The organism is Micromonospora sp. NPDC000668 (genome assembly GCF_042897975.1).
Lineage (GTDB): Bacteria > Actinomycetota > Actinomycetes > Mycobacteriales > Micromonosporaceae > Micromonospora.
In genome coordinates, this window is record NZ_JBIAYP010000004.1 from 780,642 (window position 1) to 804,713 (window position 24,072).

23 protein-coding genes and 3 tRNA genes are annotated in these 24,072 nt (G+C 73.6%); 10 read left to right on the plus strand and 16 right to left on the minus strand.

Annotation, left to right across the window (positions count from 1 at the left end; genetic code table 11):
* Positions 1–80: 80 nt before the first annotated feature.
* Positions 81–299, minus strand: a complete 219-nt coding sequence (locus tag ACFY29_RS24370) for a hypothetical protein (protein ID WP_328424461.1) — start codon at positions 297–299, stop codon at positions 81–83.
* A 275-nt stretch (positions 300–574) separates the two neighbouring features.
* Between ACFY29_RS24370 and ACFY29_RS24375 the strand changes: the two genes are divergently transcribed.
* Both ACFY29_RS24375 and ACFY29_RS24380 read left to right on the plus strand, forming a co-directional pair.
* Positions 575–1,420 (plus strand): helix-turn-helix transcriptional regulator, encoded by an 846-nt coding sequence (locus ACFY29_RS24375; protein WP_328424459.1) that lies wholly within the window; start codon positions 575–577, stop codon positions 1,418–1,420.
* 5 nt (positions 1,421–1,425) lie between these two features.
* A complete protein-coding gene (locus ACFY29_RS24380; protein WP_328424457.1) occupies positions 1,426–1,626 on the plus strand; it encodes a DUF397 domain-containing protein in 201 nt (66 codons plus the stop codon).
* Positions 1,627–1,651: 25 nt separating this feature from the next.
* Here ACFY29_RS24380 and ACFY29_RS24385 read toward each other — a convergent pair whose 3' ends face one another.
* From ACFY29_RS24385 to ACFY29_RS24405, 5 genes are all read right to left on the minus strand, one after another.
* Positions 1,652–2,701, minus strand: coding sequence for an ROK family protein (locus ACFY29_RS24385; RefSeq protein ID WP_328424456.1), 1,050 nt, complete (start codon positions 2,699–2,701; stop codon positions 1,652–1,654).
* Between the two features lie 85 nt (positions 2,702–2,786).
* On the minus strand, positions 2,787–3,575 hold the full coding sequence (locus tag ACFY29_RS24390; protein WP_386989834.1) for a putative protein N(5)-glutamine methyltransferase: 789 nt from the start codon (positions 3,573–3,575) through the stop codon (positions 2,787–2,789).
* Positions 3,576–3,721: 146 nt separating this feature from the next.
* Positions 3,722–4,840: a cystathionine gamma-lyase gene (locus tag ACFY29_RS24395; protein ID WP_355606053.1), complete on the minus strand. Its 1,119-nt coding sequence runs from the start codon at positions 4,838–4,840 to the stop codon at positions 3,722–3,724.
* Between the two features lie 7 nt (positions 4,841–4,847).
* Entirely contained in the window at positions 4,848–5,882 is a 1,035-nt protein-coding gene (locus ACFY29_RS24400) for an NAD(P)H-dependent glycerol-3-phosphate dehydrogenase (RefSeq protein ID WP_328424451.1), read from the minus strand.
* Positions 5,879–6,616 carry a lysophospholipid acyltransferase family protein gene (locus ACFY29_RS24405; RefSeq protein WP_328424449.1) on the minus strand — a complete coding sequence of 246 codons (738 nt, stop codon included), beginning with the start codon at positions 6,614–6,616 and terminating at the stop codon, positions 5,879–5,881. Before ACFY29_RS24405 ends, ACFY29_RS24400 begins: the two co-directional genes overlap by 4 nt.
* Positions 6,617–6,744: 128 nt before the next feature.
* On the opposite strand from ACFY29_RS24405, the gene cofC reads away from it, so the two are divergent.
* From cofC to ACFY29_RS24430, 5 genes are read left to right on the plus strand one after another with little or no spacing between them, the layout of a single operon-like run.
* The gene (cofC, locus tag ACFY29_RS24410) at positions 6,745–7,392 is read left to right on the plus strand and encodes a 2-phospho-L-lactate guanylyltransferase (protein WP_386989837.1); all 648 of its coding nucleotides are present in this window, start codon (positions 6,745–6,747) and stop codon (positions 7,390–7,392) included.
* 23 nt (positions 7,393–7,415) lie between these two features.
* Positions 7,416–7,613, plus strand: coding sequence for a cold-shock protein (locus tag ACFY29_RS24415; RefSeq protein ID WP_328424445.1), 198 nt, complete (start codon positions 7,416–7,418; stop codon positions 7,611–7,613).
* A gap of 54 nt (positions 7,614–7,667) precedes the next feature.
* Entirely contained in the window at positions 7,668–10,016 is a 2,349-nt protein-coding gene (locus tag ACFY29_RS24420; protein ID WP_386989839.1) for an RNA degradosome polyphosphate kinase, read from the plus strand.
* Between the two features lie 25 nt (positions 10,017–10,041).
* Positions 10,042–11,562 (plus strand): CHAD domain-containing protein, encoded by a 1,521-nt coding sequence (locus tag ACFY29_RS24425; protein ID WP_386989841.1) that lies wholly within the window; start codon positions 10,042–10,044, stop codon positions 11,560–11,562.
* Positions 11,550–12,428, plus strand: coding sequence for an NUDIX domain-containing protein (locus tag ACFY29_RS24430; protein WP_386989843.1), 879 nt, complete (start codon positions 11,550–11,552; stop codon positions 12,426–12,428). The genes ACFY29_RS24425 and ACFY29_RS24430 overlap by 13 nt, the downstream gene beginning before the upstream one ends.
* Before the next feature lie 33 nt (positions 12,429–12,461).
* Here the strand turns inward: ACFY29_RS24430 and ACFY29_RS24435 are convergent, their stop codons facing one another.
* The 4 genes from ACFY29_RS24435 to leuC form a co-directional block, all read right to left on the minus strand.
* Positions 12,462–14,474 (minus strand): endonuclease/exonuclease/phosphatase family protein, encoded by a 2,013-nt coding sequence (locus ACFY29_RS24435; RefSeq protein WP_386989844.1) that lies wholly within the window; start codon positions 14,472–14,474, stop codon positions 12,462–12,464.
* Positions 14,475–14,612: 138 nt separating this feature from the next.
* Entirely contained in the window at positions 14,613–15,290 is a 678-nt protein-coding gene (locus ACFY29_RS24440) for an HU family DNA-binding protein (protein ID WP_386989845.1), read from the minus strand.
* Between the two features lie 172 nt (positions 15,291–15,462).
* Positions 15,463–16,050, minus strand: coding sequence for a 3-isopropylmalate dehydratase small subunit (gene leuD / locus ACFY29_RS24445; protein WP_386989847.1), 588 nt, complete (start codon positions 16,048–16,050; stop codon positions 15,463–15,465).
* A 14-nt stretch (positions 16,051–16,064) separates the two neighbouring features.
* Positions 16,065–17,510: a 3-isopropylmalate dehydratase large subunit gene (leuC, locus tag ACFY29_RS24450; RefSeq protein ID WP_386989849.1), complete on the minus strand. Its 1,446-nt coding sequence runs from the start codon at positions 17,508–17,510 to the stop codon at positions 16,065–16,067.
* Between the two features lie 49 nt (positions 17,511–17,559).
* Here leuC and ACFY29_RS24455 point away from each other — a divergent pair, with 49 nt between their 5' ends.
* Positions 17,560–18,246, plus strand: coding sequence for an IclR family transcriptional regulator (locus ACFY29_RS24455; protein WP_007456408.1), 687 nt, complete (start codon positions 17,560–17,562; stop codon positions 18,244–18,246).
* A 131-nt stretch (positions 18,247–18,377) separates the two neighbouring features.
* Here ACFY29_RS24455 and ACFY29_RS24460 read toward each other — a convergent pair.
* The 4 genes from ACFY29_RS24460 to ACFY29_RS24475 form a co-directional block, all read right to left on the minus strand.
* Positions 18,378–18,450, minus strand: a tRNA-Glu gene (locus tag ACFY29_RS24460).
* A 152-nt stretch (positions 18,451–18,602) separates the two neighbouring features.
* A tRNA-Glu gene (locus ACFY29_RS24465) sits at positions 18,603–18,675 on the minus strand.
* A gap of 135 nt (positions 18,676–18,810) precedes the next feature.
* Positions 18,811–18,882: transfer RNA gene (locus ACFY29_RS24470), tRNA-Gln, on the minus strand.
* A gap of 108 nt (positions 18,883–18,990) precedes the next feature.
* Positions 18,991–19,794, minus strand: a complete 804-nt coding sequence (locus ACFY29_RS24475) for a fumarylacetoacetate hydrolase family protein (RefSeq protein ID WP_328424428.1) — start codon at positions 19,792–19,794, stop codon at positions 18,991–18,993.
* Between the two features lie 174 nt (positions 19,795–19,968).
* On the opposite strand from ACFY29_RS24475, the gene ACFY29_RS24480 reads away from it, so the two are divergent.
* Both ACFY29_RS24480 and ACFY29_RS24485 read left to right on the plus strand, forming a co-directional pair.
* Positions 19,969–21,429: a hypothetical protein gene (locus tag ACFY29_RS24480; RefSeq protein ID WP_386989851.1), complete on the plus strand. Its 1,461-nt coding sequence runs from the start codon at positions 19,969–19,971 to the stop codon at positions 21,427–21,429.
* A gap of 34 nt (positions 21,430–21,463) precedes the next feature.
* Positions 21,464–22,330 (plus strand): 3-methyladenine DNA glycosylase, encoded by an 867-nt coding sequence (locus tag ACFY29_RS24485; protein ID WP_386989853.1) that lies wholly within the window; start codon positions 21,464–21,466, stop codon positions 22,328–22,330.
* 15 nt (positions 22,331–22,345) lie between these two features.
* Here ACFY29_RS24485 and ACFY29_RS24490 read toward each other — a convergent pair whose 3' ends face one another.
* On the minus strand, positions 22,346–22,942 hold the full coding sequence (locus ACFY29_RS24490; RefSeq protein WP_328424418.1) for a TetR family transcriptional regulator: 597 nt from the start codon (positions 22,940–22,942) through the stop codon (positions 22,346–22,348).
* 73 nt (positions 22,943–23,015) lie between these two features.
* Positions 23,016–24,014, minus strand: a complete 999-nt coding sequence (locus ACFY29_RS24495) for an aldo/keto reductase (RefSeq protein ID WP_386989855.1) — start codon at positions 24,012–24,014, stop codon at positions 23,016–23,018.
* Positions 24,015–24,072 lie beyond the last annotated feature (58 nt).

Sequence of the window (24,072 nt, forward strand, 5' to 3'; positions counted from 1 at the left end):
ACGACACGGCATTCGGTCAACAGAGGATATACGGTGCGTGACGGGATGTTCGACGGAGCGCGGGGCGCTGGTCGGGGTGGTCAGTCGCGGGAGTGTCGGCGGCCGACCGCGATCACCTTGACCCGCTGCCGGCCGGCCCGGACCATGCCCAGGGCCATGAACGCCCCGGCGATCCGGTCGGCGGCCTCCCGATTGCTGGCGCCGACGACCTGCCGGCGCCGCTCGGGGGCGGTCCGCTCGTTGCGGTCGATGCCCTCGACGGGACGCACGTCGGTGAGCACGACCAGGAAGCGGGTCATCGCCGGCCGTCCGGGGGCACGGCGGGGGGCTCCTGACCGGTACGCACGTCGTCTCCTTCCGGCGGGCCGGGATGGCGGCGGCACGCGGCGATCGAGTACGGGGAGAAACCCGATCGCCGCGTGCCCCATCCCCTCCGGTCGCTCACCACCACCGTCGCCACGACAACCGGCAGTGAGGACGCGATGACAGATTGACACGTGTACAGCAATGAATGCAACTCTCATCGACGTTCTCTCATGCAGACGTTCCCGCAGATGTGTGCGACCATCGATGCATGGCTCCGAAGACCGCCCGTGCCCGCCGGCTCGGCATCGCCCTGCGCCACCACCGGGAAGCCGCCGGGCTCACGCTGGAGACCGCCGCGGACGAGATCAACAGCACCCGCAGCACCCTGTCCCGGTACGAGAACGCGCAGACGCTGATCAGCCCGGCCACCGTGCGCGCCCTGCTCACCTCGTACGGGGTGGGCGCCGACGAGGTGGCCGCGGCGGTGCAGCTCGCCAAGGACGCCCGCAAGCCGGGCTGGTGGGTGTCGTACTCCTACCTGCTGGATCCACGCACCATCGACTTCATCGCCCTCGAGGCCGAGGCCACCGCGATCGCCAACTTCGAGCCCTCGGTCGTGCCCGGCCTGCTGCAGACGGCGGACTACATCCGGGGCGTGATGCGCGGCGGGCCGCACACCCTCGGCGACGACCTGGTGGAGCAGCGGGTCAAGGTCCGCCTCGACCGGCAACAGCGGCTCACCAGTGACGAGCCGCCCATCCTCGACGCGATCATCGACGAGGGCGCGCTGCTGCGACCGGTCGGCGACCGGTCGGTGATGGACGGGCAACTACGCCATCTGGTCAAGATGGCCGAGCTGCCGAACATCACCGTCCAGGTGATCCCGCTCTCCGCCGGCTACCACCGGGGCACCCGCGGCTCGCTGCACATCCTGGAATTCGCCGACCCGGAGGACCCGATAATCGCCTCGGTGGAGACCGTCGCCGGCCAGATGATCCTCGACCGAGCCGGCGAGACGCGTACCTGCACCAAGATCATGGAGCACCTGCGGAGCGTGGCGCTCAGCCCGGCCGACAGCCGCGACCAGCTCCTGACACTCCTGAAGGGACGGTAGGACCGATGACACCGACGATCACAGCGGCGCTGGCCGCGGCGGCATGGCGCAAGAGCAGCCGCAGCGGCGACGAGGGCGCCTGCGTGGAGGTGGCCGCGATCCCGCGGCTGGTGGCCGTCCGCGACTCCAAGGACCCGGCCGGGCCGGCCCTGCTGTTCCCGCCGGCCGCCTGGGCCGCCTTCGCCCAGGCACCGCCCCGCCCCTGACCGGGCGAGGTGGGCCGGGCCGGGCTCAGGCCACCAGCGGCCTGGGCTCCGGCACGGCACGTAGCGCCTCCAGCGCGGCGATCGCCACCCCGCGGGCACCGGCCATGTCCCGCTCCGGCACCAGGGCGAAGGTGGCCACCGCCGCCTGCTCCTCCCGGAGCACGGTGTGCTCGCGGACCGTCGCCAGGAACCAGTCGCGGAACTCCGGCGCCGCCTCCACCACCCCGCCGCCGACGAAGTACGCGTGCGGGTCGGTGAAGTTGGCCGCCACGGTGAACAACCGGGCCAGCGCCATCGCCTGCTGGGCGAAGAGGTCCCGGGCCAGCGCGTCCCCCCGCTCGCCGTAGCCCCGGACCAGCTTCGCCGCCCGGGCCACCGGCTCCGCCGTGAGCGGGTGGTCGGGATACCGGGTCAGCCAGTACGGCAGCAGATTGCGCTCGATGCCGGTCAGCGAGGCGACGCTCTCGACGTCCCCGACGAAGCCGCAGGCGCAGGTGGGCTCCGGCTGCCCCGGGCCGAGCAGCCCGGTCAGCGGGATGTGCACGTGACCCAGCTCGCCGGCCATCCCGGCCGCGCCGGCGATCACCCGACCGCTCTCGACCACCCCGCCGCCGAGGCCGGTGCCGACGATCGCGGAGACCGACGACCGGTTCATCGCCTCGGCGCCGAAGTACACATGGTGGGCGTAGAGCGCGGCCGCGTTGCCGTCGTTGTGGTAGACCACCGGCAGGCCGAGCCGCCGCTCCAACGCGCCGCGCACGTCGAAGCCGCGCCAGGCCGGCTGGGAGAAGTTGGTGGAACCCCGCGAGGAGATGACGCCGGTGGCGCTGGCCGGGCCGGGGGTGTCCAGCCCGACCGCCCGGACCAGCTCACGCGGCACACCGGTCTGCGCCAGGGCCCCGTCCAGCGCCCGGGCCAGCGCCTCGATCGCCGCATCCGGCCCGTCCCGCACCTCGCTGGGGATCTCCAACAGCCCGTCCACCAGGAAGCGGCCGTCGACCGTCAGCACCGTGGCGTTGTTGCTGGTGCCGCCGTTGTCCAACCCGACGACCACCGGCACCCCTGCGCTGCCCACCGAAACCGCCTCCCGCCGTCGTGAGTGTGAGCCGAGGCTAGTGCGTGGGCCCCTCCCCCGCCACGCCCGCCCACCCCAACCGGGCTCAGCCGGGGCTGCGGGCGGTCACCGCGGTGGCGTCCAGGTCCTCGTCGTGCCGTACGGCCGGCACCAGCCCGGCCGTACGGAGCGCCGCGCAGAGCGCATCCGCCTGCCCGGCGCTGACCTCCACCGCCAGGTGTCCACCGGGTGCCAGCCACCGGACCGCGCCAGCGGCCACCCGGCGCAGGACGGCCAACCCGTCCGGCCCACCGTCGAGCGCCACCGGGGCCTCGTGCAGCCGCGCCTCGGCGGGCATCAGGGCCACCTCGGCCGTGGGCACGTACGGGGCGTTGGCGACCACCAGATCCAGCCGACCCCGCCAGTGCGACGGCAGCGGTGCGAACAGGTCACCCTCGAACACCTCGGCGGCCAGCCCGGCGAGGTTGCGGCGGGCGCACGCCACGGCCGCCGGGTCGATGTCGGCGGCGGCCAGCCAGCGGGGCGCGAGCCGGTGCGCCAGCGCCACCGTGGTGGCCCCGGAGCCGCAGCAGAGGTCGACCACGGCCGGCGCCGGGCCGGTCACCGCGGCCGCCGCCTCGACCAGCAGGGCGGTCCGGCCGCGCGGCACGAAGACGCCTGCGGCGACGGCGATCCGCCGGCCGCAGAACTCCGCCCAGCCAAGCAGGTGCTCCAGCGGTTCGCCGGCCACCCGGCGGTCGGTCAGGGCGGCCAACTTCGCCGGGGTGTCGGCGGCGGCCAGTAGCAGGTCGGCCTCGTCCTCGGCGTAGACGCAGCCGGCGGTGCGCAGCCGGTGCACGAGGGCGGGTCGGTCGGTGGAAAACGGTGGTGCCATGGGAAACCTCCGGGAAACGCTCGCCGGCGCTCCCGCGGCCGCTATCGCGGCGGGCACACGGGAGGAAGCGCCGGTCCTCTGGGCTGGCGGATCGGACTCACCTCCTCCGGTCGGGGCCCACTGTGGCGGGCCGCCGACACGATAACTCAGACCGGCCCGGCGGCGTCCAGCGCGGCCGCGATGTCGGCCACCAGGTCGGCCGTGTCCTCCGCCCCGCAGGAGAACCGGACAAAGCCGGGGGAGGTGTCGTCGCCCCACTGCGCCCGCCGGTCGGCGGTGGTGTGCAGGCCACCGAAGGAGGTGGCCGCCGCCACCAGCCGGGCGGCGTTGATGAAGCGGCCCACCCGGTCGGCGTCGCCCAGGTCGAACGAGAGCACCCCGGGTATCCGGCGCATCTGCGCCGAGGCAACCGGGTACGCGGGGTCGTCCGGCCGCCCCGGCCAGCGCAGGCCGGTCACGTCCGACCGACCGGCGAGCAGGTCGGCGACCGCGGCGGCGTTCGCGCTCTGCCGGGCCAGCCGCAGGTCGAGGGTGGCCAGCGACCGGTGGGCCAGCCAGGCGTCGAACGCACCCGGGACCGCCCCGGTGGTGGAGCGCCAGACCGTCATCGCCTCGATCAGCTCGGCGGACCGGCTGGCCAGGTAGCCCAGCAGCAGGTCGGAGTGGCCGGTGAGCGCCTTGGTGCCCGAGGCGACCACCAGGTCGGCACCGAGGTCCAGCGGGCGCTGGCCGAGCGGGGTGGCGGTGGTGTTGTCCACCGCGAGCAGGGCGCCGGCAGCGTGCGCGCGCTCGGCCAGGGCGGTCACGTCGACCACGTCCAGGCCCGGGTTGGCCGGCGTCTCCACCAGCACCAGGCGGACGCCCTCCAGCGACGGGTACGGCCCGACGGTCGGGACGAAGAGCACCCGGACACCCATCGTCTCCAGCACGCCGGTGGCGAACGCCCGGACCGAGAAGTATCCGTCGCTGGGCAGCAACACGGTGTCCCCCGGGCGCAACAGGGTGAGCAGCATCCCGGTAATGGCGGCCTGACCGGTGGAGAAGACCAGGCAGTCACCGCCCTCCAGCTCGCCCACGGCCGCCTCCAGCAGCCGCCGGGTCGGGTTGTCGGGGCGGCCGTAGCCGTTCGGCGAGCCGGCCGGGCCCTCCCACGGGTCGAGGTGGTACGGCGCGGCGAAGACCGGCCCCGGCAGGAACGGGTCCCCCGGTGCCGGCTCGGGCAGCCCGGCGCGTACGCAGCGGGTGCCGTCTCCCAGATCGCTCATCGAATCCTCACTCGTACGACTCGGGCTTGGCTGTCCGGCTCATCAAGTTCTCCACGGCGAGACGCGGGTCCATCCCCTCGTGACAGATCCGCTCGACGTGCTCGGTGATCGGCATCTCGACCCCGTGTGCCCGCGCCAGGTCACGGATCGCCAGGCAGCTCTTCACGCCTTCGGCGGTCTGCCGGGTGGCGGCCTGGGCCTGCTCCAGCGTCTCGCCCCGGCCCAGGTGCTCCCCGAAGGTGCGGTTGCGGGCCAGCGGGGACGAGCAGGAGGCGACCAGGTCGCCCATGCCCGCCAGGCCCGCGAAGGTGATCGGGTCGGCGCCGAGCGCCACGCCCAGGCGGGCCGTCTCGGCCAGCCCGCGGGTCATCAACATGGCCCGGGTGTTGTCGCCGAACCCCATCGCGGTGGCGATGCCGTACGACAGGGCGATCACGTTCTTGACCGCGCCGCCCAGCTCGCAGCCGATCACGTCGTCGTTGGTGTACGGGCGCAGGTACGGCGTCCGGATTGACGCCTGCACGAGCGCGGTGCGGTGGCCGTTCGTCCCGGCGACCACCGTGGCGGCCGGCTGCTCGGCGGCGATCTCCGGGGCCAGGTTCGGGCCGGAGACCACCACCACGCGGTCCGCGGCCACCCCGGCGGTCTCCACGATGACCTCGCTCATCCGCTTGGTGGTGCCGAGCTCGATGCCCTTCATCAGCGACACCAGGGTGGCGTCCGGGTGCAGGTACCCGGCCCACTCGGCGAGGTTGCCGCGCAGGGTCTGCGACGGCACGGCCAGCACCACCACCTCGGCACCGGTGATCGCCTCGGCGGCGTCGGTGGTGGCCGTGACCCGGGCCGGCAGCAGCAGGTCCGGCAGGTACTCAGGGTTGCGGCGCTCGCTACGGATGCTCTCGGCCACCGGCGCCCGGCGGGCCCACACCGTGACGTCCCGCCCGGCATCGGCGAGGATCTTGGCGAACGCGGTGCCCCAGGAGCCGGCGCCGAGCACCGCGACATGGCCGTGTCCGACGGTTCGCCCGCTGCGCTCGCTCACGCGGCACCACCCTGCTGCTGGCGCTCGGCGGACGGCCGGGCCGGTCGTTCCCACAACGGCGGCGGGGTACCGCCGCGGATCTCGGCGAGCATGTCCCGCAGCCGCAGCATGATGGCTTCCGTCATCTCCTCGAGGGTGGCCCGGGTCGGTGGGGCGTCCGCCCACCGGCTCAGGTCGATCGGTTCACCGGCGACCACGGTCACTGGTATCCGTGGGCGCAGGCTGAGCCGGGTGGTCCGCGGGTCGAAGATCTTCTCCGGCCCCCACATCACCAACGGCACCACGGGCGCACCGGTGGCCAGCGCCAGCCGGGCGGCGCCGGTCTTGGCCTTCATCGGCCACAGGTCGGGTTGCCGGGTGGTGGTGCCCTCCGGGTAGATCACCACGGCGCCGCCCTCGTCGAGCGCGGCGACCGAGGTCTCCAGCGAGCGGACCGCGTCGACGGTGCCCCGCTCGACCGGGATCTGCCGGCACCTGTGCAGGATCCAACCGACCACCGGCACCCGGAACACGCTGGCCTTGCCCAGGTACTGCGGCCACCGCCCGGAGTCGTAGACGAAGTGCGCGGAGACCAGCGGGTCGGCGTGCGAGATGTGGTTCGCCACGATGATCACGCCGCCGTCTCCGCCGAGGTGCTCCAGGCCGCGCCAGGTACGCCGGGTCCAGACGATCATCACCGGCTTGACCAGCGCCACGGCGAACCGTTGCCAGAACCCCAGCCTCCGCCGTGCCACTGTGCCTCCTCGTCGCGCCCCGACCCCGCCGCGGAACCCCGCCCGCGACACCCGCAGCGGAAATCATGCCTGCTCGCCCCCGGTACGGCCAGAGAGGGTCCCAGCGGCCGGCTGGCAGGATTGCGGGCGTGAGTCAGCCGAGGTGGGCCGTGGTGGTGCCGGTGAAGCGTCTGGCCGCCGCCAAGAGCCGGCTGCGGGGCGGGCTGCCCGGCGTACCGCACGAGGAGCTGGCGCTGGCACTGGCGGCCGACACGCTCCGCGCGGTGCTGGCCTGCCCGGCGGTCGCCGAGGCCCTGGTGGTGACCGACGACCCCCGGGTGGCGGCGGCGGCCCGGGCCGCCGGCGCACGGGTGCTCCCCGACGAGCCGGACGCCGGCCTGAACGCCGCCTTCCGGCACGGCGCGGCGGGCGCGACCACCGGGTGGGTGGCCGGGCTCACGGCCGACCTGCCGGCGCTGCGCCCGGCCGAGCTGGCCGCTGCGCTGCTCGCGGCGCAGACCGGCCCGGCCGGGGTACGCCGGTTCGTGCCGGACGCCCCGGGCGGCGGCACGGTGCTGCTCGCCGCGCCGCCGAGTGTCCCCCTGGACCCGCGGTTCGGGGTGGGGTCGGCGGCGGCGCACGCGGCGAGCGGAGCGCTCCCGCTGACCGGCGACTGGCCCAGCCTCCGCCGGGACGTGGACACCGCCGCGGACCTGACCGCCGCCGCCCAGCTCGGGCTGGGGCCGCACACCGCCGCGCTGACCGACGCGGGCTCCCCGGCGCACTCCGCGGGCTGACCCGCCCGGTGTACGGTGCCAGCATGCAAGGCACGGTGGCCAGCTACGACGCGGCGACGCGCAGCGGGGTCCTGCTGCTCGACGACGGCACCGAGATGCGCTTCCCGGCTCGGGCCTTCGACGCCTCCGGGCTGCGGCTGCTCCGGCTCGGCCAGCGGGTCCGCATCGACACCGATCCCGACGGCGAGGTCGTCCGGGTGACATTGCCGACGATGAACTGAGCTGGCGAAGCCAAGTTCATTTTGCGTTAACCAGAATCGGGTGATTATGAGCGGGTGAGCACCCCTCGCGAGCACCCGGCCAGCCCGCCCACCACCGACCCCCTCAACGGCGTCCGCACGCGCGGCGCCGACGGCCGCTTCCGCCCGTCCAGGGCCGAGAGGGCTGGCGCCGCCCGCGCCGACGCGCTCGACACCGACCCGGCCGCCGCCTCCTCCGGCCTGGACGAGGTCATCGACCCCGCCGCCGAGCCGACCGAGACGGACGGGCCGGAGGCCGGTGGGGTACGGCCGTACGGACCGCAGACCGGCGGCGAGCCGGACGACGAGCCGCCGGCGCCCACGCCGCTGCCGGAGGACCGGTTCCTCAACCGCGAGCTCTCCTGGCTCGACTTCAACGCCCGGGTCCTCACGCTCGCCGAGGACCAGCGCACCCCGCTGCTGGAGCGGGCCAAGTTCCTGGCCATCTTCGCCAGCAACCTCGACGAGTTCTACATGGTGCGGATCGCCGGTCTGAAGCGGCGGCTCTCCGCCGGCCTGCCGGTACGCGGCGGGGACCGGCTGCCCCTGCGTACCCAGCTGGATCTGATCTCCGAGCGGACCGCCGAGCTGGTGGCCCGGCACGCGGCCTGCTTCGGCGACGACGTGCTGCCCAAGCTGGCCGGCGAGGGCATCCGCATCCTGCGCTGGAGTGAGCTGGGCGACCCTGAACGGGAGCGGCTGCGCACCTACTTCCGGGAGCAGATCTTCCCGGTGCTGACGCCACTCGCGGTGGATCCGGCGCACCCGTTCCCGTACATCTCCGGGCGGTCGCTGAACCTGGCGGTCGCGGTCCGCGACCCGGACGGCGGTTCGGAACTGTTCGCCCGGGTGAAGGTGCCCAACAACGTCCCCCGCTTCGTACGGGTGGACCGGGAGCAGCCCGGTGTGCGGATGCTGCCGGTGGAGGACCTGATCTCGGTGCACCTGGGGCAGCTGTTCAGCGGCATGCAGGTGGTCGAGTGCCACCTGTTCCGGGTCACCCGCAACGCCGAGGTGGAGGTCGACGAGGACCGCGACGAGGACCTGCTACAGGCTCTGGAGCGGGAGTTGGCCCGGCGCCGCTTCGGCCCGCCGGTCCGGCTGGAGGTGGCCGCGTCGATCTCCGACCACATGCTGGAGCTGCTCGTCCGGGAGTTGGACATGGACGACCAGGACGTGCTGCGAGTGCCCGGCCTGCTCGACCTCTCCGCGCTGTGGCAGGTCTACGGCGAGGCCGACCGACCCGATCTCAAGGACCCGCCGTTCGTGCCGGCCACCCACCCCCGGCTCACCGAGGGCGAGGTGCCGCGCAGCGTCTTCGCCACCCTGCGCGACGGGGACATCCTGGTGCACCACCCGTACCACTCGTTCGCCACCAGCGTGCAGCGCTTCATCGAGCAGGCCGCCGCCGACCCGAACGTGCTGGCCATCAAGCAGACCCTCTACCGGACCAGCGGAGACTCCCCGATCGTCGACGCGCTGGTCGACGCGGCCGCCGCCGGCAAGCAGGTGGTGGTGCTGGTGGAGGTGAAGGCCCGCTTCGACGAGGTCGCCAACATCGGCTGGGCCCGCACGCTGGAACGCGCCGGGTGCCACGTGGTGTACGGCCTGGTCGGCCTGAAGACGCACTGCAAGACCGCGCTGGTGGTCCGGCAGGAGGGCAACCAGATCCGCCGGTACTGCCACATCGGCACCGGCAACTACCACCCGAAGACCGCCCGTCTGTACGAGGACTTCGGCATGCTCACCGCCGACCCGGAGATCGGTGCCGACCTCACCGACCTGTTCAACGTGCTCACCGGCTACAGCCGGCAGACCGCGTACCGGCGGCTGCTGGTCGCGCCGCAGGGCATCCGCAGCGGCCTGATCGAGCGGATCGAGCGGGAGATCTCACACGTCCGACTGGGCATGCCGGGCCTGGTCCAGTTCAAGGTCAACTCGCTGGTCGACGAGGGGGTGACCGACGCGCTGTACCGGGCCTCCCAGGCTGGTGTGCACGTCGACCTGCTCATCCGGGGCATGTGCACGCTGCGCCCGGGGGTGCCGGGGCTGTCGGAGAACATCCGGGTCCGCTCGATCCTTGGCCGTTTCCTGGAGCACTCCCGGGTCTTCCGGTTCGGCAACAACGGCGAGGCCGAGTTCTGGATGGGCTCGGCGGACCTGATGCACCGCAACCTGGATCGGCGGGTGGAGGCGCTGGTGCAGGTGAGCGACCCGGTCGCCCGAGCCGAGCTGGACCACGTGCTGGCCCTGGCGATGGGCCCCGACGTGGACGCGTTCGAGCTGGCCGGCGACGGCCGCTGGACCCGGCGCACCGGCGACGATGCGGCCCGCGTCCATCTCCAGGAACTGCTGCTGCGCCGCGTCGGTGGCACCGCCGGCTGACCGGGTAGCGACATAGGGTGAGCTGATGGTGGAGGAGGAGCAGAAGTACGAGGTGGACGACGCCTACGTGCTGCCGGACCTGTCCGCCACGTCGCCGGACGGTGGCCGGGTCCGGGCGCTGCCGCCGGTGACGCTGGTCGCCCGCTACCTCGACACCGTCGACCTGCGGCTGGCCCGCGCCGGGGCCTCGTTGCGCCACCGCCGGGGCGACGAGCTGCCCTGGACGGTGAAGCTGCCCACGTCGACGCCCGGCGTCCGGCACGAGATCTCGCGGCCGGGGCCGGTCAAGCAGCCGCCGCCGGAGTTGGTGGAGCTGGTCACCGCCCTGCACCGGGGCGCGCCGCTGACGCCGGTGACGGTGGTACGGACCGTTCGGCACGCCCACGAGGTGTGCGACAAGGGCGGCACGGTGCTCGCCGAGGTGGTGGACGACCACGTGACCGTGCTCGACGACTCCGGCGCCACGATCGGCTCCTTCCGGGAGTTGGAGGTGGAGCGCAAGGCCGGCGACCGGAAGCTGCTGGACCACGTCGGCACGGTGCTGCGGAAGGCCGGCGCGCGGGTCGGGTCGTTCACCCCGAAACACGTGCGGGCGTTGGGCGCGGCGGCGCGGGCCGAGCCGGATCTGGTCGCACCGGCCGGGCTGAGGGCCGACCCGAGCGCCGGTGACGTGGTGACCGAGGCGGTCCGCAAGGAGGTCCGCCGGCTGCTGGCGCATGACCCGCTGGTCCGGCTGGACGTCCCCGGCCGCGGGGGCGACAGCGCGGTGCATCAGATGCGGGTTGCCTGCCGGCGGCTCCGCAGCGACCTGCGCACCTTCGCGCCGCTGGTCCGCAAGAAGTGGTCCCGCCCGCTGCGTGCCGAGCTTCGCTGGCTGGCCGGGGTGCTCGGCGCGGCCCGCGACGCCGAGGTGCTGCGCGACCGGCTGCGGCGCACGGCGACCGCTGATCCGCTCAGCCCGCTCGACCCGGGGGCGGTGGACCGGCTGGACGAGGCGCTCGCCGAGCGTCAGCGGCAGGCGCTCGCCGCCGTCAATGAGGCGCTGCGCTCCGCGCGCTATCTGGCCCTGGTGGACGCCCTGGTACTGGCCGCCAACGCACCCCGGCTCACCAGCCGGGCGGCCGCACCGGCGACGCGGGCCCTGCCCGGGCTGGTGGCCCGCCCCTGGCAGCGGCTCACCGGGCCGGACGGCGTCGACGCGCTCGACCCGCTGGCGCCCGACGACCGCTGGCACGCCGTACGCAAGGAGGGCAAGCAGGCCCGGTACGCGGTCAACGCGGTGGCCCCGGCGCTCAGCAAGGCCGCGCGCCGACTGTCCCGCGCGCTCGCCGGGGTGCAGGACGTGCTCGGCGAGCACCAGGACGCCGCCGTTGCCGCGGACACCTGGCTGGCCATCGCCGCCGAGCGGCCGGAGGATCACGAGATGGCGGTCACCGCCGGGCGGCTGGCCGAGCGGGAACGCGCGACCGTACGCCAGATGCGGGGCCGTTTCCCGGCGGCCTGGCACCGGGCCACCCGGCGGCGGCGGACCAGTTGGCTGCCGTGACCGGCATCCGGGCGGCCGGCGGGGTCGTCTGGCGGCCGTCCGCCGACGGCGCACAGGTCTGCCTGGTGCACCGCCCGCGCTACGGGGACTGGACGCTGCCGAAGGGCAAGTTGGAGCCGGGCGAGCATCCGCTGGTCGCGGCGGTCCGCGAAGTCGCCGAGGAGTCCGACGTCCGGGGTGTGCCGCAGGTCCGACTGCCGTCGGTGCGCTACCGCAGCGAGGGCCAGCCGAAGCTGGTCGACTACTGGTCGATGCTCGCGGTGGGCACCGGCGGTTTCCAGCCCGGCACCGAAGTGGACGACACGCGCTGGCTCGCCGTGGACGACGCCATCCGGCTGGTCAGCTATCCGCACGACGCCGAGGTGCTGGCCGCGTTCGCCGCACTGCCACCGGTGACCGGGACGATCGCGTTGGTCCGGCACGCGCACGCCGGCAAACGGACCACCTGGACCGGCCCGGACACCGGCCGGCCGCTGGACGCCGAGGGGTGGGCCCAGGCGAACGCGCTGGCCGGGCTGGTGGCCGTGGTCCGACCGGCACGGCTGCTCTCGGCCTCGCCGCGCCGCTGCGTGCAGACCCTGGACCCGGCCGCCGCGCTGCTCGACCTGCCGATCGAGATCTGCGGTGACCTGGACGAGCCACAGCCGGGCCAGCAGCACGACGAACAGGTCCTCGCCACCGCCGCCCGGCTGCTCGACTTGGCCGGCGCCGGCGGGCAGGTGGCGGTGTGCAGCCAGGGCAAGGTGCTGCCGCGCGCGTTGGAACGGCTGACCGGCCGCGACGACGAGGACTTCACCACGCCGAAGGGCGGCGGGTGGCTGCTCGCCTTCACCGCCGACCGGCTACTCGCCGCCGACCGCCTGTAGCCCCCGTCGGCCCCGGGGCGTCGTGGAGCGGGGTCAGCGGGGCGGAAGGGTGAGGGTGACCGCGACCGGCAGGTGATCGCTGGCCGTGCCGCGCGGCGCGACCGGATCGGTGGGCGTCAGGCCGGGCGATACGAAGACGTGGTCGATCTGCTCGCGCGGGTCGTCGGCCGGGCTGGTCGCCAGCGGTCGGGCGGCCGCCAACGCGTCGACCAGACCGGCCTCGGTGAACTGTCCGAACGCCTCGTCGCCCGGCTCCGTGTTCAGGTCACCGGCCACCACCAGCGGCCAGCCGGCCGCGTACCCGGTGGCGAAGTCGGCGACCGCGCGGGCCTGGACCACCGGGCCCTGGTCGGGCGGCGGTTGCAGGTGGGTGCTGACCACGGCGGTACGGACACCGTCGCCGAGGTCCAGGGTGACGGCGAGGGCCTGCGCCCCGGTGGGCGCCCCCACGGCGGGCAGCGGCAGGGTCCGCGGACCGGTCACCGGCCAGCGGCTGAGCACCGCGTCGCCCCAGACGGGGTCGGCGGCCGGCCCGAAGACGTACGGCATGCCGAGCCGGTCGGCCAGCAGGTCCAGGGTGTCGTGGCCACCGTTGAGCAGCCAGCCCCGGTCCACCTCGCTGAGCAGCACCACGTCGGGTGCCTGCCGTTGGACCGCGTCGGCCAGCCCGTCCAGGTCGAGACGGCCGTCCAGCCCGAAGCCCATCCGGATGTTGTACGCCACCACGGTCAGCCGCTCGGGCGGACCGTCCCGGTTGCCGGCCACCGGCACATCGTCGGCGAGCAGCGGCGCCAGCAGGGCCAGGGCGGCGACCACGGCCGTGGTCCGCACCGGCGGCAACGGTGCCGGTGCCGTACGGCCGACGGGACCGGCGGTGAGGGCCACGACGGCGACCAGCCCGGCGACCACCACCGGCACCGCGCCGTTGGGGTAGCCGAGGTCGTAGGCGGAGTAGTACCCGACGGCGCCCAGCACGAAGACGAGCATGCCGGCGGCGACCGCGTACCCCCGGCGGCCCGCCCACCGTGCGCTGCCTGTCGCGCCGGCCTGCGGCCCGGCACCAGCGGCGGCCTCGGGGCGACCGGCATCGCCGATTCCGCCGGCCTCGTCGGCACTCCCGGTCGCGCCGGAATTGTCGGTGCCGCCGGCAGTGCCGGTGCCGCCTCCAGCATCGGTGACGCCGGCCGTGTCGGTGAGGGCCAGGCAGGCGCCGAGACCGATGGCGGCGAGCAGGACGGCCGGGACGAGCAGGTCGCCCCGGTCGAGGGCGAACAGCAGCGCGCCGGCCAGCAACGCCACCGGCCCCAGCACGCGGCCCCACCGCCGGGGCGGGCCGGTCAACGCGGCCAGCAGGAATCCGGCGACGGCCACCGGCACCGGGGCCAACCCGAGCAGCGGCGAGCGGGCCAGGCCGTCCTCGGCGACCAGGTACGAGGTACCGGTGCGGGCCAGCGCCGGGGCGAGCGCCACCATCCCGGCCAGCAGCAGTGCCGGACCGGCCAGCAGCCAGGCCCGGGCGCCGCCGGGGCCGGCCGGCGCGGTGGGCAGCGCCGTACCGAGCAGGAACAGCGTCACCGCGACGGCGCTGAGCAACCAGGCCAGCCAGTCGCCCCGCCAGACCAGGTCGTGGGTGTCCAGCAACGCGTGTACGGCCGCGTTGACCGCCAGCCCCAGCGCCAGCCCCGGCACCGGCCGGTCGGTGCTGGCGGCGACGCCGACGAGCCAGACCAGCCCGGCGAGCAGCCCGGCGGTGGCCAACCAGAGCTGCGGACGCCCGCCGGGAGTGGCGGTGAGCGCAAGCCGGGCGGCAGCCAGCACAACGGCCGCGACGACGGTGACCGGGCGGACGCCCACCCGGCGGACCAGCGCCGGTGCGGCCAGCGCGAGCACGAACCAGCCCAGGGCGAACGCGCCCATCAGCTCGGCCGGAGTGGACGCGGCCTGGCCGAAGATGGTGATGATGCCGGGCAGCCAGACCCGCAGCACGTCGATGAACAGGATGACGCCCAGCGCGAGCGATCCGGTGGTCAGCAGGCGGTAGCGCACCGGCGCCCTCTTCCCGTCGACGGGCCGGCGGAGGGGGCCGGCACGGCGATTCTGCGCGTGCCGGCCGGCCCGGACAACGGGTCGGTGACGGCGAAAGGACGCCCACCCTACGGGTGGACGCCCTTTCGTGACGGTCGATCAGCGCTTGCTGGCCGCCTTCTTGGCCGGAGCCTTCTTCGCCGGGGCCTTCTTGGCCGCCGCGCTCTTGCTCGCCGCCGCGGTGGTCTTCTTCGCCGCGGTGGATCTGGTCGCCGCGGTGGTCTTCTTCGCCGCGGCGGTCTTCTTGCTGGCGGCCGTCTTGGTCGCCGTGGTGCTCTTGGTCGCCTTGGCCGGGGCGGTCTTCTTGCTGGCGGCCGTCTTGGTCGCCGTGGCGGTCTTGGTCGCCTTGGCCGGGGCGGTCTTCTTGGTGGCCGCCTTGGCTGCGGTGGCCTTGATGCCCGCTGCCTTGGTGCCTGCCGCCTTGGTGCCCGCCGCCTTGGTGCCGGCGGCCTTGGTTGTGGCGGTGGCGGTCTTCTTCGCCGCCGCCGCGGCCTTCGGCACCTTGCCGCTGGCCACCATCTCCTTGAACCCAGCGCCGGGGCGGAAGGTCGGCACGGACGTCTTCTTGACCTTCACCGCCTCGCCGGTACGCGGGTTGCGCGCTGTTCGCGCGCCACGCACACGCTTTTCGAATGCTCCGAATCCGGTGATCGCCACCTTCTCGCCCTTGGTAACCGCCGCCTGGACCTCGGTGAGGACCGCCTCTAGGGCGTTCGTCGCCGTCTTCCGGTCCCCCAGGCGAACGGCGAGCGCCTCGATGAGCTCGGCCTTGTTCACGACTTCCTCCCGATTGTGCAACTGACTCGACGCGAGCCATTCTGCGCGCACGGTATGCCCTGTGCTGCCGGGACACAAACATTCGGTAGAAAAAAGCCCTTGTGTCGTAACGGATTCACCCCCACCGGTTGGCCCGATGGGGGTGGAATCCAGTGTGCGGTCGGGCGTACGGCTATGCCACCGAGGGCAGGAACGGCAGTCGGCCTGTCTCGTAGGCGTCGATGTCGGCGGCGTGCCGAAGGGTGAGTCCAATGTCGTCCAGGCCCTCCAGCAAGCGCCACCTGCTGAAGTCGTCCAGGGGGAATGACCAGGTGAGATCCCCGGCCCGGAGCTGACGGGCGGTCAGGTCGACGGTGATCTGGATGCTCGGATCCGCCTCGATCAGGCCCCACAACTCTTCGACGGCTTTCAATTCCAACTCGACCGGCAGCAGACCCTCCTTGAGTGCGTTGCCGCGGAAGATGTCGCCGAAGCGCGGGGCCACCACCGCGCGGAAGCCCCAGTCCCGCAAGGCCCAGACGGCGTGCTCACGGGAGGAGCCGGTGCCGAACTCCGGGCCGGCGATGAGGATCGACGCTCCGGAATACGTTTGATCGTTGAGAACGAATGCCGGATCTTCCCGCCAAGCGCTGAACAGCCCGTCGGCGAAACCGGTCCGGGTCACCCGCTTGAGGTACACGGCCGGGATGATCTGGTCGGTGTCCACGTTGGAGCGGCGCAGCGGCACGGCCGTCCCGGTGTGGGTGGTGAACGACTCCATCGGTCGGGTCCCTTCTACAGGTCGGCGGGGGCGGCCAGCCGGCCAACCACGGCGGTGGCAGCGGCGACCGGCGGGGAAACCAGGTGGGTACGCCCACCCCGGCCCTGACGGCCCTCGAAGTTGCGGTTGGAGGTGGAGGCGGACCGCTCGCCCGGCTTCAGCGTGTCGGGGTTCATCCCCAGGCACATCGAGCAGCCGGCGAACCGCCACTCGGCGCCGGCGTCGGCGAAGACCTTGTCCAGCCCCTCGGCCTCAGCGGCCTCCCGCACGGCGGCGGAGCCGGGTACCACGAGCATCCGGACCCCGTCGGCGACCCTGTGGCCGCGCAGCACGTCGGCGGCGGCCCGCAGGTCCTCCAGCCGGCCGTTGGTACAGGAACCCACGAAGACCACGTCAATGGGCAGCTCGCGCAACGGGACGCCGGGACGCAGGTCCATGTACTCCAGCGCGCGGCGGGCCGCGGCGCGCTCCGAGTCGGTGGCGAACTCCTCCGGGTCCGGCACCGGCGCGCTCAGCGGCGCGCCCTGCCCGGGGTTGGTGCCCCAGGTGACGAACGGGGTGATCTGGCTGGCGTCCAGGGTCACCTCGGCGTCGAAGCGCGCGCCGTCGTCGGTGGGCAGCGTCCGCCACCACGCCACTGCGGCGTCCCAGTCCGCGCCCTGCGGCGCGTTCGGCCGACCCTTGAGGTACGCGAAGGTGGTCTCGTCCGGCGCGATCATGCCGGCCTTGGCGCCCCACTCGATGGACATGTTGGCGATCGTCATCCGCCCCTCCATGGAGAGCGAGCGGATGGCCTCACCGCGGTACTCGACGATGTGCCCGCGACCGCCGCCGGTGCCGACCTGCGTGATCAGCGCGAGCACCAGGTCCTTGGCGGTCACCCCGGGGGCGAGTCGGCCGGTGACGTTCACGGCCATGGTCTTCGGCCGGCTCTGCGGCAGCGTCTGGGTGGCCAGCACGTGCTCCACCTCGCTGGTGCCGATGCCGAACGCGAGCGCGCCGAACGCGCCGTGGGTGGCAGTGTGCGAGTCGCCGCAGACGATCGTCAGGCCCGGCTGGGTGAGCCCGAGCTGCGGGCCGATCACGTGCACGATGCCCTGGTTGTCGTCGCCGAGCGGGTGCAGCCGCACGCCGAACTCGGCGCAGTTGCGGCGCAGCGTCTCGATCTGCGTACGCGACGTGGGGTCCGCGATGGTGAGCAGGTCACCACGGCGGAGCCGGAACGCCGGATCGGCGTACCCGGTCGGGGTGTTGTGGTCCTCGGTCGCGAGCGTCAGGTCGGTACGGCGCACCCGGCGCCCGGCGAGCCGCAGCCCGTCGAACGCCTGCGGGCTGGTCACCTCGTGCAGCAGGTGCAGGTCGATGAAGAGCAGGTCCGGCTCACCAGCGGCGGACCGTACGACGTGCGCGTCCCAGACCTTCTCGGCCAGGGTCCTCGGCTCAGGAGTGACTCCCACCATCTGGACATCCTAAATTCTGGGAGGTAAGTTTCGGCTTGTGGGACACAGTATGAGCGGTGTCGGCGTTCTCGACAAGGCGGTGGTCATCCTGGCCGCCTGCGTCGACGGCGCCAGCCTGGCCGAACTCGTTGAACGTACGAAGCTGCCCCGGGCCACCGCACACCGGCTGGCACAGGCACTGGAGATCCACCGGATGCTGGTCCGGGACACCCAGGGTCGCTGGCGGCCCGGCCCCCGGTTGGGTGAGCTGGCCAACGCCGCGCCGGACGTCCTGCTGACCGCCGCCGAGCCGTTGCTGGCCGCGCTGCGCGACGCCACCGGCGAGAGCGCACAGCTGTACCTGCGCCGCGCCGACGAGCGGATCTGCGTGGCGGCGGCGGAGCGCGCCAGTGGCCTGCGGGACACCGTTCCGGTCGGCTCGGTGCTGCCGATGACCGCCGGTTCGGCGGCTCAGATCCTGCTCGCCTGGGAGCCGCCGGAGGCGGTGATGCCGCTGCTGCCGCGCAGCAAGTTCACCGGCCGCACCCTGGCCGAGGTACGCCGCCGCGGCTGGGCGCAGAGCGTCGCCGAGCGTGAGGCCGGTGTGGCGAGCGTCTCCGCCCCGATCCGCGACCGCACCGGCCGGGTGATCGCCTCGGTCAGCATCTCCGGCCCGATCGAGCGCCTCGGCCGCCGCCCCGGCGAACGTCACGCCATGGCGGTGGTGCGAGCCGGCCAACGCCTCTCCGGCCTCTGACCGACGCGGTGATCATGAAGTTGGCGTCACCGGCACCGGCGTGTCGCACCGCAAACTTCATGATCAACGCGGGTGGGTGGGGGTGGGACGGGAAAGGCTCGTCTCGCGCAGCGAGACGAGCCTTTGGTTTGTAGCCCCGACCGGATTCGAACCGGCGCTACCGCCTTGAGAGGGCGGCGTCCTGGGCCACTAGACGACGGGGCCAGAACTTTCCTGCTTCACCGCCCTCGCGGGCGGTGCGGCTGTAGTCTAGCGGCACCGCACCCGGGGGTGAGCCCGGGGTGCGGGGCGGCCGGCGCACTCCGCTGGACACGAAACAGCCCGCCTCACCAGGTGAGACGGGCTGTGCACAGATGTAGCCCCGACCGGATTCGAACCGGCGCTACCGCCTTGAGAGGGCGGCGTCCTGGGCCACTAGACGACGGGGCCAGAACTAATTCTGCTCCTCAGCCCTCGCGGGCGGAGGAGCTGCACTCTACCAGAGACCACCCTCCGCCCCCGAAGGGGCGGAGTCGAACTCCGTCAGAATCCAGCGATCCGGGATTCTCGCGAATCCCAGCTGCGCTGGGGTACCAGGACTCGAACCTAGACTAACTGAACCAGAATCAGTCGGGCTGCCAATTACCCCATACCCCATTGGCCCCTTGCGGCGCCGGGAGTGAACATTACCCTCCCGGTGCCGGCAGGCCAAATCCGATCCCCCCGAACCACGCGTGAGCTGTGGAAACAGGGGCATCGCGCGGATCAGGCGACGGGGACCACGGTGTTGCTGAGTTCACCGATGCCCTCGATCCGCACGGTGACGGTATCCCCCTCGACGAGCGGGCTAACCCCCGCCGGGGTGCCGGTGAGCACCACGTCGCCGGGCAGCAGAGTCATCACATGCGAGATGTACGACACCAGGCCCGGCACGTCGAAGACCATGTCCTTCGTCCGGCCGAGCTGGCGTACCTCCATCTCCTCCGGGTTGCGGCCCACCTCACACCGGATCTCCAGGTCGGAGACGTCCAGGCCGGTGGTGATCCACGGACCAATCGGGCAGAACGAGTCGAAGCCCTTGGCCCGGGTCCACTGCCCGTCCGAGCGCTGGAGGTCCCGGGCGGTGACGTCGTTGGCGCAGGTGTAGCCGAAGATGGCGCGCTCGGCGGCGGCCCGGTCGGCCCGGCGCGCCCCCGGCGCGCCGATCACCACCGCCAGCTCCGCCTCGTGCTCGACCTGCTTGGAGAAGATCGGCAGCCGGATGGCGTCCCGGGGGCCGATCACCGAGGTGGACGGCTTGAGGAAGAGCAACGGCTCCTTGGGCACCTCGCTGCCGTGCTCGGCGGCGTGTTCGGCGTAGTTGCGACCCACGCAGACCACCTTGCTGGGCAGGATCGGCGAGAGCAGCCGGACGTCGGAGAGGGCCCAGCGGGCCCCACTGAAGGACAGTTGGCCGAACGGATGACCCTCGATCTCGGCGATGGTCAGGCCCTGCAGCCCAGCCTCCGCCTCGCCCTCGACGACCCCGAACGACATTCCCTTGGCATGAGCGAAACGAGCGATACGCACCTGGCCAATCTAGCCCCGTCGACGGGCCTGCCGGCCAGGACCGGCTGCCGGGTGTGCTCAACCCGTCAGGGCGGGGCACCCTACCCGAGGCGGCAACGGCCGGGGCGGACTTCCCGACTTCGTACCCGCACGGAGGGAGCCCGCCCCTAGCGTCGGCTCCGGAGGTTCGTTCGTATGCCTGCATCGACACGACACCACAGAGCCCTCGCAGTGTTCGTGCACTGCCTCGGCATCCTCGCCGCCGTGCCGGCCCTGCCGGCGGCGGCTCCGGAGGCGGCGGCCGCGCCACGACCACCGGCCGTCACGCCACAACCAGCGGCAGCCACGCCACGACCGACGACGGCGGCCACGCCCGGTTCGGTGGCGGCCACGCTGCCACCGGTCACCAGCACGCCGCCACCGGTGGCGGTGGCCGCGCGGGCGCCCACGGCGACCGCGGAGCCAACACCACCCTCGGCCCCACCGGCGGTGGCGCCACCCGCCCGGGTACCGGCGTCGACGCCGCCGCCACCGGTCACGGTGGCGGTCGCCCCGGAGAGCAGCCCGGCACCGCGGTACCGGATCCACGTGCGCAACGTGGGCAACTCGCCGGTCGACACCACCGTGCGCCAGGAGCTGCCACCCGGCTCGTCGGCCACCTCGATCAGCGCCGGCGGCCGGTCCACCCGGGCCGGCGGGTCCGCCGCAGAGGTGACCTGGCGGTTGAGGCTGCCCGCGCACAGCACCACCACGCTGGGCACCGCGCTCACCGCGACCGCGCCCGGCCAGCCGCTGACCGCGCCGGCCTGCGCGTTCACCAGCGACGGCAGCCGGCCGTACGACTGCGGCACGGCCACCTGGCAGGCGGCAGCGCCACCCCCGGCCAAGGTCACCGAGACACCGCCCTGGCAGCGGATCCCGGTGCTGCTGGCGGGAGCGGCCATCCTGCTGCTGCTCAGCGCCGGTCTGGTCTGGGTGTGGCGACGGCGGCGCGGGCGTCGGGTGACGGCCGCCGCCCTGGCCACCGGCGGCGGGCCAGACGCTGGACGGGGAACGATCTACCCGCGCCCGGCCGCACCCAGCCCGGCGAAGCGCCGGCGTACCCCGCCGGTCTGGTTGCTGGTGGGCGTGGCCGTGGCGGTGCTGGCCGGGGTGATCGGCGCGGCGGGGTGGACGGCGACCCAGCGGGTCGCGGCGATCGACACCCAGAAGCAGCCGACCAGCGGCGCGTGGATGGGCACCGGAGTCTCCGGGCCGGTTGGTGTGCCGCTACGCGAGTCGGCGTTCGAGTTCACCGTGTACGGGATGTCCTGCGGCTCGGCCGGCGCCGCCCGGCCGGCTGACGGGGGCGGTGCGCCTCCGGCCGCCGGTCGACGCTGCCAGGCCACCGTGGGCGTGCGCAACGTCACGGGCGACCACCAGCCCTGGCACGGTCAGCTGCAACGGGCCTACCTGCCCGGGGGACGCTGGGTGAGCACCGACGAGTCGGCCACCAGGGCGGCCAACCTGGGTCGGGACGTCTTCGCCGACCCGATGGCGGCGGGCAGCCGGGTGGTGCTCCCGCTGGTCTTCACCGTCGACGGTCGGGACCCGCCCCGGCAGTTGGAGCTGCGCAGCGGGGTGTTCTCCGCCGGCGTGCGGGTGGACATGCCCTGACCGGTGGGCGGGCGGCGGTCGTACCCTGGGGTCCGTGACCGCCGCCCTCGCCCCCGCCGTGCTCGACGTGGCGGCCTGGCAGGCCCGCCGCCGGGCCCACGAGGAGCGGGTGGACGTCTGGCTGACCCCGCACCTGGCCCGCCGACGCCGCGGTGAGCGGCACCCGGTGAACGACTTCCTGTTCACCTACTACTCGCACCGTCCGGCCCAGCTGCGTCGCTGGCACCCGGGCGCCGGGGTCGAGCTGCACGGCGCGGATCCGGCCGAGTACGGCCGGGACTACCGCGCCACCACCGCCGGGGTCACCCTCGACACCGAGGCGGTACGCGCGCGGCGCGGCGAGTCGATCGGCTGGATCCGTTCGCTGCTGGCGGCCACCGCCGGGCGGGCGCCGCACTTCGGCTGCTTCGGGATGCACGAGTGGGCGATGGTCTACCGGCAGACCCGCGAGGAACTGCGGCACAACGCCTGGCCGTTGCGGCTGGACCCGGAACGGACCGCGGCGATCGTCGAGGAGCGGGGCGTGCGGTGCAGCCACTTCGACGCGTTCCGGTTCTTCACCCCGCCGGCCCGGCCGTTGAACCTGCTCACTCCGACCCGGGAGACCCAGCACGCGCACGAGCAACCGGGCTGCCTGCACGCCAACATGGATCTGTACAAGTGGGCGTACAAGCTCTCCCCACTGGTCAGCTCGGAGCTGGTGGCCGATGCCTTCGCGCTGGCCCGGGAGATCCGCACGCTGGACATGCGGGCCAGCCCGTACGACCTGGCAGCGCTTGGTTGCCCCCCGGTACGGGTGGAGACGCCGGAGGGCCGGGCGGAGTACGCCGCCGCGCAGCGCGGGTTCGCCGACCGGGCCGCCGTGCTGCGCGACCGGCTGCTCGCGGCCGTCCCGGCCTGACCGGGGTCGGCCAGGTCAGCTCGCCGGGCGGGTACGCAGACCGTCGATGAGCAGCGCGACGACCGCCGCCAGGTCGTCGTCGAGGCCCGGCTCGCTCCACTCGGCGCGGTGGGCGGGATGGTGGAACCGGGCGGTGGCCTGCAACAGCGCCCGGCCGGCCACCGCCGGGTCGGGCACGCTGAACTCGCCGGCCGCCACCCCGTCCGCGACGATCAGGCTGAGCTGACCGGCGAGGACCTCCAAATGGTTGGCGACCACGCCCTCGGAGAGGGTGGCGAGCTGGTGGAAGTTGGTGAACAGCTCGGGGTCCTCCCGGGCAATCCGGCGCTTGGTGCCGCTCAGCTCGGCCAGCCAGCGGCGTAGCCGTTGCGGGGCCGGCCCGGGCCCGGTGGCAACCTCGATCAGCGGGGTGGAGACCCGGGCCAGCCAGCGGTCGGCGACCGCCTCGCGCAGCGCGGCCTTGCTGGCGAAGTGCCGGTAGACGCTGCCGTGGCTCACGCCCAGCGCGCGGGCGACGTCCAGCACGGTGGCCTTGGCCGGCCCGTACCGGCGCAGCACCTCCTCGGCGGTGTCGAGGATGCGGTCGGCCGTCAGGGCGGTGGCGTCGCTCATCACCCCAGCCTCCCTGACCGCGCGGACGGCCGTGGCGCGGCCCCCGGCCGGCGGTCGCGCCACGGCCGGGCGGTCATGCCCGCTCGCTGTCCAGGAACGCCATCTGCGCCTCGTCGTAGCGCGTGCCGGCTGCCGCGCCGGCCGGGACGGCGGCCTCGATCGCGGCCAGGTCCGCGTCGGTCAGGGTGACCGCCGCAGCGCCCAGGGCCTCGGTGAGCCGGTCCCGGCTGCGGGCACCGATCAGGGGCACGATGCTCTCGCCCCGGGCGAGCACCCAGGCGATGGCGATCTGCGCCACGGTGACCCCCCGGGCCTCGGCGATGGCGCGCAGGGCGTCCACCAGGGCCAGGTTGCGGTCGAGGTTGGCGCCGGAGAACCGGGGCAGGTGGCTCCGGAAGTCGGTGCCGGCGGTCTCCCGCCGCGCCGTCCAGTGGCCGCTGATCAGCCCGCGGGACAGCACCCCGTAGGCGGTGATCCCGACGCCCAGCTCGCGGGCTGTCGGCAGGATCTCGGACTCCGGGTTGCGGGAGATCAGCGAGTACTCGATCTGGAGGTCGGTGATCGGGTGCACGGCGTGCGCCCGGCGCAGCGTCTCCGCGCTCACCTCGGACAGACCGATGTGCCGGACGTGGCCGGCCTTGACCAACTCGGCCAGGGTGCCCACCACGTCCTCCACCGGCACATCCGGGGAGAGCCGGGCCGGGCGGTAGATGTCGACGTGGTCGGTGCCGAGACGGCGCAGGGTGTACGCCAGGAAGTTCTTGATCGCGGCGGGTCGGACGTCGATGCCGTTCCAGCCGCCGTCGGCGTCGCGCAGGGCGCCGAACTTGACGCTGATCACGGCGTTGTCGCGGTTGCGGCCGCGCAGCGCGTCGCGCAGCAGCAGCTCGTTGTGACCCATGCCGTAGAAGTCGCCGGTGTCGAGGAGGGTGATGCCGGCGTCCAGTGCGGCGTGGATGGTGGCGATGCTCTCGGCCTCGTCGGCGGCGCCGTAGAGGTCCGACATGCCCATCAGGCCGAGCCCGAGGGCGGAAACGGTCGGGCCGGTGGTGCCGAGGGTGCGGGTGTCCATGGGGTGTTCCTCTCACCTGGGTTGCCCGGCAAGCGTACATCCTTTGACTGACAGATTC